Genomic DNA, 11,159 nt, shown 5'->3' with positions numbered 1-11,159 from the left:
CTATAAATACCATACACAAACCTACACCTATCAGTTGAGCCCTAATTCCTTTTAATGGTAAAGTAAATCTATCATTATCCCAAAAAGGAGTAACGTGAATGAAACATGCGCTTGTTATTGGGGGCACTGGAATGTTAGCTAGTGTCTCTATGTGGTTGGTAAATGACGGTTTTCATGTCTCGGTTATTGGTCGTGACCCTGTTCGAATGAGCCGCTTAGTATCAAAGAAGCCCTCGATGATTACACCGCTTTTAGTAGATTACAGATTAGATGAAGAATTACGAAAGCAGCTTAAGGAATCTATCAAGAAGCATGGTGAGTTTAATCTTGTCGTCGCCTGGGTTCATTCCACTGGTAAGAATGTTTTTAAGGTGATTTCTGATGTGTTACCAGACAACGCACAACACTCGCGATTATTTCACATTTTAGGGAGCCAGGCCAATTTAGGGGCGATAAGGGACCAAGTACAATTAAATGAAAACTATTTATACCGGCAGGTCCAACTAGGATTTGTTATGGAAGAGAATGCTTCGAGATGGTTAACGAATGAAGAAATCTCAGCAGGGGTTATCGAATCGATAAAGGACGACAAATTAAACCATTTAGTAGGGGTCTTGGAACCGCATGATGCCCGGCCACACTAATAACAAAAACCCCCTTCACTTAAAAGAAGGGGGTACGTTTATTTTTGTTGCCTTCGATATAAATCCATTGATTTATAGCCATCTCCAAGAACTGTCTCCATTTCTAACAAGCGCTTTTCTTGGGTTTCTTTTCGTTTCGCACTGTACACGTAGCGGGCCCAATCCTTTTGATAACCAAACGTTAATTGATTATATATGTCTAATAAATCTTCATTTTTGCTTAAATACTGTTTAATATCGTCCACATGAACAATATAGTCGTCCACACATTGACTAGCCTTACTGCTATCAGCCTTTTTCGCCTTTTTAGGGGCTGATTTCAACCCAACCACAGTAAACACATCGTTTAAACTGACCATTCTCGAAAACTTAATGTCACTTCCAAGTGTATAACCTTCTTCATCCATTGCTACAGCCTCAAACAAACTGTCTCGTTCTATGTATTCTTTATATTTTGGATTATTCTTTTTTGGATAGGCAAAATAGACATAACCATTTTTCTCGAGTAATTGGTTATCAATTACTGACTGAAGCTGCCGTGCAAATTCCTCTAAACTAAATACAAAAATAAAGATCAGATCATATTTTTCATTTTTAAGAGCTGATTCATAATCTAATCCATTCAACTCATCCAATTCTTCCGGTTTGTTTAGAACCAATTTCCGCTGATATTTTTTCAAATTAAGTTTTTCGACAATGGATTTCGGTGAATTCATAGTTCAATCTCCTATGTAAAATTAATGCAATACCTCAGGATTAACAAGGTTCTTAGGACGCATACCAGATAACCCTGCTACTAAATTCTCGACAGCAAGTTTGGCCATTTTTAGTTCCGTTTCGTGGGTAGATGATCCAATATGAGGGGTCGTCACGACATTCGGAAATTGCAGCAGAGGATGATCCACACCGACCGGTTCATTTTGGAACACATCTAATGCCGCTCCATGGATTTTCTGCGTTCGTAATGCTTCAATTAGTGCCTGTTCATCGACTGTTTTTCCACGCGAACCATTGACAAATATGGCCGATTTTTTCATCAATTTAAATTCTCGTTCACCCATTAAATGCTCGGTTTGAGGTGTGAGCGGAGTCATTAAACAAACAAAATCGGATTCCTTTAGTAAGGTATCAAGTGAACAATAGACAGCATTATATTTTTCCTCAACCTCAGGGTTAGGGGTTCGATTATGATAAAGAATATCCATGTCAAAACCAAAATGCCCACGTTTCGCAATTAATGAGCCAATTTTACCCATTCCAATAATGCCTAACGTTTTATGGTGAACATCGATGGCATATTCTTTTCTGGTTAAATGCTGCTTCCAATTTCCTGTTTTGACGAATTGGTCCAACTCAGGGATGCGTCTTGCCGCAGCAAGCAGTATGCCGAAAATCGCATCGGCCGTGGTATCCTCAAGTACGCCTGGAGTGTTTGTTCCCATTACGCCGCGCTTGGTCATCTCCTCAAGGGTTAGATTATTAAATCCTGTTGAGTTATTAGAAACGATTTTTAATTTTGGAGCACGATCCAACAATTCTTTATCAACGGGGAGCGCGAGACCAACAATTCCTTCCGCCTCCGTTAGAGCTTGCAAAAAAGCAGGGTCTGTTTTGGGATTGATTTTTTCAAAAATTTCGACGTTAAATTGGTCTCCAAAACGATCTAGTGTTTCAGAGAATTCAAAGTTGTAGGCAAGTATTTTTCTTTTCATAAGGGAATGAGTCCTTCTCCTTCTGTATGTATGAATATATCTCTAAAGTGACATACAATTTTTAAAGAGTCAACCATATAAAATGCTAACCATGTTAGCTGCACCCACATCTGGTGCAATTTCTTTGTCATTTTTTAATTATAGTAGAATATAAAAAAGGAAGATTTTTGGTAAGCGTTTTCTAAATTTTTCATTATTATTCCCTTTTGTATAAAAAACGTAATGGAAAGGTTTTTTCACCAATAATGAAGCAAAGTCTTGAATTCGCTTACATTCTTGATGATTACTTTTATTAGGATAATAGTTGCGTGAGCATTAAATGAAAATTTTTGTAGGAAAGGAATTTATTGTTTTAGTTTATTACATGTTATGTTAGAATATATAACATCAATTATTATTATAAAATTCACACTTTTTAAAATAAACCAAAATAAATGGGGCAGGTGGTATCTTGGGCAACGAAAACCCATCCTATCGTGATCAAAAGGTCATCACAATAGGAATTGTGATGGAATTAACAGGTCTATCCAGCAGGCAAATCCACTATTATGAAACACGAAAGCTTATTTTTCCTGACAGGACTCCAAATGGGACGCGCAAGTATTCATTTGCGGATATTGAAAGACTCATAGAAATTGCGGAAAAAATAGAAGAAGGCGTACAAACACATGAAATTCGCAGAGATCTAGCGAAAAAGGAAAAGCATAAGATGATTATTGGTCAAATCAATTCTCATTTTAAAATGAAATGATAAGGTTTTTGCAGGAATAACACGCAGGATGGAGCAAGGCTAACAGGCCTGGCTCTTTTTTCTTATCAGAGTAAACTTAGATGAATGTTTCTTTTAAATTTTTAATCACTTCGCATTATCGCTATAATTAGATATAGCCAATAAATTATTAACAGAAATAAGAAGAGGAAAGGTGGATGTAAATGAAGTATAACTTTGATGAATTGGTTAATCGCAGGGGAACTTATTCAATTAAGTGGGATGGAGGAGAGTTAATTAAACAGATTGGTCTGACTGATCGCTATGATGAAGAGACCATCCCGTTGTTTACAGCAGATATGGATTTACCTGTACCCCAGCCGTTAGTAGATGCGTTACATAAGACAGTCGATCATAGGATTTTCGGTTATACCATTTTTCCAAAAGAATATTTTGAAGCCATTCAGCATTGGTTTAAAAAGAGACATGATTGGGAGTTCGCACAGGAAGAAATTAGCTTTAGCCCCGGAACGGTCCATGCCCTAAATGTTGCTGTCAAAGCATTAACCAACCCAGGGGATGGGATCATTATCCAACGACCAGTTTATCCGCCGTTTACTTCGGCGGTTGAAGCCAACGGACGAAAAGTTGTGAATAATGCCCTTAATGCGAATAGTGAAGGCTATTATCAAATTGATTTTGACGATTTTGAAGCGAAGGCAAAAGAAGAAACGACGAAAATGTTCATTTTATGTAATCCTCACAATCCAACTGGAAGAGTGTTTACCCAGGAGGAATTAAAAAGATTAGCCGATATTTGTGCGCAACATGATGTCCTCATCGTTGCGGATGAAATCCACGGCGATTTAATTCGCCGAAATCAGACCTTTACTCCAATCGCCAAAGCTTCCGAACATCGTGATCGGATTATTACTTTTACAGCGATTAATAAGACATTCAATGTCGCTGGACTTCATTGTACGAATGTGATTATCTCGAATCCAGAACTTCGCAATACATATAATAAGGTGATGGGGATGCACTTGCCCTCACCCTTTACCGTTTCTGCACTGATTGCCGTCTATAATGAAGGAGAAGATTGGTTAGAGCAACTGAAGGACTATATTGATGGGACAATGGAATGGGCAGTCCAATTCTTAGCGGAGAAAATGCCGAAAGTTAAAGTGAGGATCCCAGAGGGGACCTATATTATGTGGATGGATTTTAGCGGTTATGGGCTCTCGCCGGAAGAGATCCATGATCGGATCTACAATAAAGCGAATGTTCTTCTTGAAGATGGGAAGATGTTTGGCAAAGAAGGGGTACAGTGGCAAAGAATTTGTATCCCGTCACCAAGACCACTCATCCAGGAAGCGTTTGAAAGAATTGCAAGAGAATTCGAAGATGTCAATTAATGGGTGAAATATAGGCAAAACCGCATGGAACATTCCTTCCAAGCGGTTTTGTCTTGTGAAAAAAAATGAGGGCAAGTTATAGGATTTTTAATATTGAAATACAAATTAATAAGAAAAAGAAAAATAAATTTTTCTTTTAGTGAAGGCTTTCTTTAATAAAAGTATGTCTAGTAATCATTTTGTTAATACCCATCTCAATAATTTAAATAAATCATAAACATCAATATTATAGTAGTATGTTTATTGTTAAATTTTTTTGTATATTCATATAGTTTAATCCTTTTTTTCTGTTAACCATATGTGCTATATTAGATAAGTAAATTCACTATATTCAGCAAGTGGAGAACAATCTGATAATTAAGGGGAGAATGAAATGAAGAAATTAGGTCTATTAAGTTTGTTATTAATCCTTTCTATCTTTATCGCTGCTTGTGGAAGCAAAGAAACAGCAGGCGAGAAAGAAAAAGGTGGAAAAGTATATAAAGTTGGTGTGGATACCACTTATCCGCCATTTGAATTTAAAGAAGGTAACGAGTATAAGGGGATTGATATTGAGTTAATCAATGCAATTGCGAAAAACCAAGACTTTAAAATTGAACTTTCTCCAATGGATTTCGGTGGTATCATCCCAGCAATGCAAGCAAATCAGCTAGATGTGGCCATTGCAGGAATGAGTATTACGGATGATAGAAAAAAGGTAGTAGATTTCTCAACACCATATTTTGATGCTGGGTTAACAGTCGTTGTTAAAAAAGATAATTCAAGTATTCAATCAGTCAAAAATCTTAAAGGTAAAAAAGTAGCTGTTAAAAAAGGTACAACAGGTGCAAAATTTGCACAAGATAATGCTGCAAAATTAGGAATTACGGTTGTTCAATTTAATGATAGTCCTGCCATGTTCCAAGAGGTATCAAACGGAAATGCAGATGCACTTATTGAAGATTATCCTGTAATTTCTTATGCAATTGCCCAAAAAGACCTTGGATTAAAAATCGTGGGTGATCGTTTAAATGGAGATCAATATGGAATTGCTGTTCTAAAAGGACAAAACCAAGATCTTTTGAAAAAAATTAACAAAGGTTTTGAAGAGTTAAAGAAAGATGGAACGTATGATAAAATTATCAAAACTTACCTAGGTGAATAGAGAATATGTGATGATTAGGCGCGCTTAATGCGCGCTTTCTTTTTTGAAAGGGGATGAACAAGATGGATATTATTTCTGCAGCATTGCCCATGTTATTAAAAGGGCTTCAAGTAACCCTGTATATATTTGTAATTGCCATTATTCTAGGTTTTTTAATTGGTTTAGTAATAGCGTTATTGCGATTAGCACCAATCAAGTTCTTAAACTGGATTGCTAAGGTTTATGTTGATGCCATTCGTGGAACACCATTTATTGTACAATTGTTTTTTATCTATTTCGGTGTAAACTCTCTCCAATTGGTTTCCTTAAACAGCACAACCGCTGGGATCATCACTGTTGCCATTAATGCGGGGGCATATTTTGCTGAGATTATCAGAGCGGGAATTCAATCGATTGATAAAGGACAGACTGAAGCAGCGAGGTCGATTGGTTTTACAGGCGCACAAACCATGCGATATGTGGTGCTTCCACAGGCCTTTAGAAGAATGCTTCCTACGATTACAAACCAATCAATTATAAGTTTAAAGGATACGTCTCTATTATCTGTTATTGGGATTGCAGATTTAACTCAGCAAGGACAAATTCAAGCCTCTGCCACCTTCGAAGCATTTAAGATTTGGCTTGCTGTTGGGATCATTTACTTTATTATTATTTATTTATTAACACTGCTTGCTAATTTCATAGAAAGGAGGATTCAGATTAGATGAGCATGATCACTGTTAAAAACCTAAGAAAATCGTTTGGTAAGGTAGAGGTATTAAAAGATATCAATGCAGAAATAAAAGAAAAAGAGGTAGTTTGCGTTATTGGTCCTTCTGGCTCAGGAAAGAGTACGTTCCTTCGCTGTTTAAATCGCCTTGAAGAAATTTCAGGTGGAGAGGTAGTCATTAACGGACAGGATATAACAGACCCAAAAATCAATATAAACAAAGTTAGACAAGAAGTAGGAATGGTGTTTCAGCAATTTAATCTATTTCCTCATAAAACTGTATTAGAGAACATCACCATGGGACCTATTAAAATTCACGCGATTGATAAAGCAGCAGCTGAAAAATTGGCATTTGAGCTATTAGACAAAGTAGGTCTAAGAGAAAAAGCGAATAGCTTTCCTGGAGAACTATCTGGGGGGCAAAAGCAGCGGGTTGCCATTGCCAGGGCACTAGCCATGAATCCAAAAATTATGCTATTTGACGAGCCGACATCTGCACTTGATCCTGAAATGGTTGGTGATGTTTTAGAAGTTATGAAACAGCTTGCTATAGAAGGTATGACAATGGTTGTGGTTACCCATGAAATGGGTTTTGCCAGGGAAGTCGGCGATCGGGTCATCTTCATGGACGGAGGTTACATTGTTGAAGAAAATAAACCGAATGAGTTATTCAGTAACCCTAAGCACGAACGAACTCAAGCGTTCTTAAGCAAGGTACTTTAAACTACAACATGGTTTCCTACTTGAATAAGGAAAACATGTTTGCAAATTACCTGTTAATACATTTTTTTATTTGAGACGTAGCATATAAGCCATTAAATACTAGAGTATGAATGAATCTAGTATTTGATGGCTTATTTTTATTTACTATATTAGTGGTCCTTGTTGGAGAGGATACCTGTGATGTTGGAAAAATACCTTCGATTTATATATTCCTATTTCGTTTTACTCCTAGATAACTCCATTGAATTAAAACCCATCGCTTTTGATATTCATTTTGTACAGAAAATTAAACAGCTATGTTGTTTAATAAAAGTTAGGATGGACAACCTATAAAAGTTATTTTTTTATTTTGCAACGGAGAGCAAGTTAGTTAGTTTTTAACTTTACAACTGTAATATCATTAGGAGTGAGTTAAGTGATAAGAGATAAAAGTGCTTACTTTCATTTACTACTTTTTTTGTTTGTTATTGCCGTTTTTGGCTGGTCAATCTATAAGCCAGCAGGATATTTAATATGGGCGATGGAAGTAGTTCCTGCCATTGTGATGTGTATGATTGTACTTATTACCTATAATAAGTTTCGTCTTACTTCGCTAGCCTATATCATAATTGCCATTCTTTCGATTCTTACCTTCATTGGTGGTCATTATACTTACTCAAAGGTTCCACTTTTTACTTGGATAAAAGATTATTTTGAATTAAACCGAAACCACTATGACCGCTTTGGGCATTTCTTAAAAGGATTGTTTGCCATTGTAATAAGAGAAATATTAATCCGAAAAAGAGTGACTAAAAAAGGTCCTTGGTTAATATCTATGATATTAAGTTTTTCACTCGCAATTGGAGCTATGTATGAAATTATCGAATGGTTATCGACTAAATTAACAAAGAACAGAAAGACTTCCACTGAGTTTTTAGGAGCACAAGGTGATATTTGGGACGCACAGTGGGATATGTTATTAACCTTTATTGGTTCTATCCTCGCGTTACTCATCTTATCAAAAGTACATAACAGGCTATTAGAAAAAATGAAGGATTGAAATACAAAAAAGAAAGTGGGATTTTTGTAGTGCGTGTCACTAGTTATTTAAGCCAATTTTTTATTTTGTAGACGTAACACATTTGTAATGGTAAGGTTTTCCTGTGGAGGAAAGTATTTTTAGCAATAAATTGGGGAAACAGGGAGGACTTACACTTCCTATTCAATTCTCATTGAGAGGAGGAAGCACCTACATGAAATTTTCACAAGATACTATTATTGATGTAAAAGGACTTGTAAAGAACTATGGATCATTTAAAGCGGTGAGTGGTATCCATTTTCAAGTCCGAAAAGGTGAGATATTCGGTCTCTTGGGTCCTAATGGCGCAGGGAAAACAACTACGCTTGAAATGCTGGTAGGCCTGCGTAAACCAGATGAAGGAACAGCCATAATTGGTTCACACGATATTTTACGTGAGCTTTCGAAAGTAAAGGAAATCATCGGGGTACAGTTACAATCAACTTCGCTTTTTGAACTGCTGACGGTTGAGGAAATTCTGCAAATGTACGCAAGCTTTTATCCATCACATATTTCTATTTCTCAACTCATAGAAGATGTGTTGCTTACTGAGAAAAGCAAAAGCCGAATAAAAGGTCTTTCAGGTGGTCAAAAGCAGCGTTTAGCGATTGCTCTAGCGTTGGTTCACGATCCACAAGTTGTTTTCTTGGATGAACCGACCACGGGTTTAGATCCTCAAGCTAGACGATCATTATGGGATATTGTTCTTCAATTGAAAAATAAAGGCAAAACAATCGTGTTAACCACTCATTACATGGATGAGGCACACAATCTATGCGATCGGATTGCCATCATGGATCAAGGGGAACTGATTGCTTTGGACGCCCCTACTCAATTAGTGAAAAATCTCCAGTCAGATAGCGCCTTAGAGTTTAGAGTCTTAGAAGAAGTAGACTTCATTGATTTCTCTAGTATTGACGGTGTTAAGAAAGTTGGAAATCAAACAGATATCCATGTACTTTATACGGATCATTTACAGAACACATTGACAAGCTTAATCCAATTTGCAGCTGATAACAATCTGCAAATAATGGATCTGCAAACAAGGACAGCGACACTAGAAGATGTATTTATTCACATGACGGGAAGGAGATTAAGAGAAGCATGAAAGCTTACTGGCAGTTAACTCTTGCACAGCTGCGCATTTTTCTACGGAATCGCCAGGTGCTGATGTGGACTTTGATCTTCCCGATCCTCCTCATGACCATGCTAGGTCTATTTTTAGGTAAAGGAAATGGACTATCCCTGTCAATCGGACTGATTGATGAAGATCACACAACGTTTTCAAGCGAGTTTGTAAAATCTCTTAAAAAAAATGAAGCAATTCATCTAGAGATGAGAAAAGATGAAGAGTCTGCACAAGCCAGTTTGAAAAATGGTGATTTACAACTTGTCGTCCTCATTCCTAAAGGCTATGAATCTAGTTTGAAAAATAGTGGATCACAAGTAAAGCCATTCAACATCCCGGTTTATTATAATGATACGAATTTTGCTGTTTCACAGGTAGGCTTAGCTCTTGTGAATGGAGTAATCGATGAAATTAGTAAACGTATTGTTTCTTATCAGCCAGTCGTTGTGATGGATTCGCACGGAATACAAGCTCTTCAATTGCAATATATTGATTTCTTGGTACCAGGTATTGTTGCTATGATGATTATGAGTAATAACATGAATGGGGTAGCTGGTCAAATTGCAGCATGGAGAGAGCGTGGGATTTTACGCAGGATGCAGGGGACTACCCTCAAAGCCTCTACTTTCATAGCAGCACAAATTACAGCTAGGTTGGTAATGAATGGATTGCAAGCGCTGATAGTATTACTAGTTGCCCATCTCTTATTTGGCGTTGAAGTTCGCGGTTCTTGGTTTACCTTGATATGTTTTATCGTTCTTGGAACACTATCTTTTATGGCAATCGGGTTCATCATTGCGGGAATTGCAAAAACACCTGAAAGTGCTGCACCGATCGCAGGTGTGCTATCATTCCCAATGTTATTTTTAGGGGGAGTTTTCTTCCCAATAAAAAATATGCCGGAGTTCCTTCAACCTATCGTAAAGATCCTGCCGATTTCACATTTAAGCACGGCATTGCGAGAAATCATGAATGTTGGGGCAAGCTGGACGAGTTTGGGGATGGAAACAGCTATTTTAGGCGGTTGGCTAATTGCTGCATTTGTGATAGCTAGTTATACATTTAAATGGGAGTAAAAAAACATTATAGGAGGAAAAACAATGAATCAAAATTACCAGAATCACCGTAGATTTCACCCATTGTTTCATTATATCTTAACGCTATTATTATTAATTACATTGGTGGGTGCTATTTGGTTAATTATAAGAAACGGAATCAGTCTATCTGCCATCCTTTTTTTAGCCATCGTTATTATCTTGGCCATCATGTTTTTATTAATTAGACAGTATCCTTTAAAGGCACAGGACCGAGCGATACGAGCAGAAGAAAATCTTCGCCATTATGTTTTGACAGGAAAATTACTTGATACCAGACTTACAATGGGTCAAATTATAGCTCTTAGATTTGCTAGTGATGATGAGTTACCGGAACTAAGCGAAAAGGCAGTTTCACAAAATTTAAGCCCAGATGAAATTAAGAAACAGATTACTAATTGGAAAGCAGATTATTATAGAGTGTAATTTTAGCAAAAATCTATTCTCCAAATTGGATAGAGATTTTAATATTAATGTTAAAAGAAGTGTGATTTGGTGAAATTGATGTGCCACCCCGGGTTTCTGGATCATGAGATATTGAATGGTTCTTCCTATTCTGTTGATCGCGTGAAAGAGACGGACATTCTAACTTCTATTAAACTTCCAGAAGGGATTGTGTTGATGTAAAAGGTGGTTAAATGCCCGAAAACAGTTTTAGGGAAGGATTCGGGTAAGAAAGCGGCCTCTTAAATGCCCGAAAGCTGATATTGCATGGGGATACGGTAAGTAAGAGAGTTCTTTTAGTGGCCGAAACCCTGATTAATTAATGTAACGGTCTCTATGAGGTCGTTACATTTTCCACGTCTTCGGGCACTGTCAACCT

12 protein-coding genes are annotated in these 11,159 nt (G+C 37.0%); 10 read left to right on the top strand and 2 right to left on the bottom strand.

The window, feature by feature from the left end:
• The first annotated feature begins 98 nt into the window (after positions 1-98).
• Positions 99-644, top strand: coding sequence for a short-chain dehydrogenase (locus tag V7137_RS20310; RefSeq protein WP_335699755.1), 546 nt, complete (start codon positions 99-101; stop codon positions 642-644).
• A gap of 38 nt (positions 645-682) precedes the next feature.
• On the opposite strand, the gene V7137_RS20305 is transcribed toward V7137_RS20310, so the two are convergent.
• Positions 683-1,360 (bottom strand): YdeI/OmpD-associated family protein, encoded by a 678-nt coding sequence (locus tag V7137_RS20305; protein WP_335699754.1) that lies wholly within the window; start codon positions 1,358-1,360, stop codon positions 683-685.
• Between the two features lie 21 nt (positions 1,361-1,381).
• Positions 1,382-2,356, bottom strand: coding sequence for a 2-hydroxyacid dehydrogenase (locus V7137_RS20300; protein WP_335699753.1), 975 nt, complete (start codon positions 2,354-2,356; stop codon positions 1,382-1,384).
• A gap of 451 nt (positions 2,357-2,807) precedes the next feature.
• Between V7137_RS20300 and V7137_RS20295 the strand changes: the two genes are divergently transcribed.
• The 9 genes from V7137_RS20295 (at position 2,808) to V7137_RS20255 (ending at position 10,762) form a co-directional block, all read left to right on the top strand.
• Positions 2,808-3,107 (top strand): MerR family transcriptional regulator, encoded by a 300-nt coding sequence (locus V7137_RS20295; protein WP_218347294.1) that lies wholly within the window; start codon positions 2,808-2,810, stop codon positions 3,105-3,107.
• A gap of 182 nt (positions 3,108-3,289) precedes the next feature.
• Positions 3,290-4,480: a MalY/PatB family protein gene (locus tag V7137_RS20290; RefSeq protein ID WP_335699752.1), complete on the top strand. Its 1,191-nt coding sequence runs from the start codon at positions 3,290-3,292 to the stop codon at positions 4,478-4,480.
• A 373-nt stretch (positions 4,481-4,853) separates the two neighbouring features.
• Positions 4,854-5,624 (top strand): transporter substrate-binding domain-containing protein, encoded by a 771-nt coding sequence (locus V7137_RS20285; RefSeq protein WP_335699751.1) that lies wholly within the window; start codon positions 4,854-4,856, stop codon positions 5,622-5,624.
• Positions 5,625-5,686: 62 nt separating this feature from the next.
• On the top strand, positions 5,687-6,331 hold the full coding sequence (locus V7137_RS20280) for an amino acid ABC transporter permease (protein WP_218347297.1): 645 nt from the start codon (positions 5,687-5,689) through the stop codon (positions 6,329-6,331).
• Positions 6,328-7,056, top strand: coding sequence for an amino acid ABC transporter ATP-binding protein (locus tag V7137_RS20275; protein ID WP_335699750.1), 729 nt, complete (start codon positions 6,328-6,330; stop codon positions 7,054-7,056). Before V7137_RS20280 ends, V7137_RS20275 begins: the two co-directional genes overlap by 4 nt.
• Before the next feature lie 415 nt (positions 7,057-7,471).
• On the top strand, positions 7,472-8,095 hold the full coding sequence (locus V7137_RS20270; protein WP_335699749.1) for a DUF2238 domain-containing protein: 624 nt from the start codon (positions 7,472-7,474) through the stop codon (positions 8,093-8,095).
• A 193-nt stretch (positions 8,096-8,288) separates the two neighbouring features.
• Positions 8,289-9,221, top strand: a complete 933-nt coding sequence (locus V7137_RS20265; RefSeq protein WP_335699748.1) for an ABC transporter ATP-binding protein — start codon at positions 8,289-8,291, stop codon at positions 9,219-9,221.
• Complete coding sequence (locus V7137_RS20260) at positions 9,218-10,318, top strand: ABC transporter permease (RefSeq protein WP_335699747.1); 1,101 nt, start codon at positions 9,218-9,220, stop codon at positions 10,316-10,318. Before V7137_RS20265 ends, V7137_RS20260 begins: the two co-directional genes overlap by 4 nt.
• 24 nt (positions 10,319-10,342) lie before the next feature.
• Positions 10,343-10,762 carry a DUF6526 family protein gene (locus V7137_RS20255; protein WP_335699746.1) on the top strand — a complete coding sequence of 140 codons (420 nt, stop codon included), beginning with the start codon at positions 10,343-10,345 and terminating at the stop codon, positions 10,760-10,762.
• The last annotated feature ends 397 nt before the right edge of the window (positions 10,763-11,159 follow it).

It is taken from the genome of Neobacillus drentensis, assembly GCF_036962765.1.
GTDB lineage: Bacteria > Bacillota > Bacilli > Bacillales > Cytobacillaceae > Neobacillus > Neobacillus drentensis_C.
The sequence above is the reverse complement of the archived record's forward strand: the minus strand, read 5'-3'. Positions and strand labels throughout refer to the sequence as shown.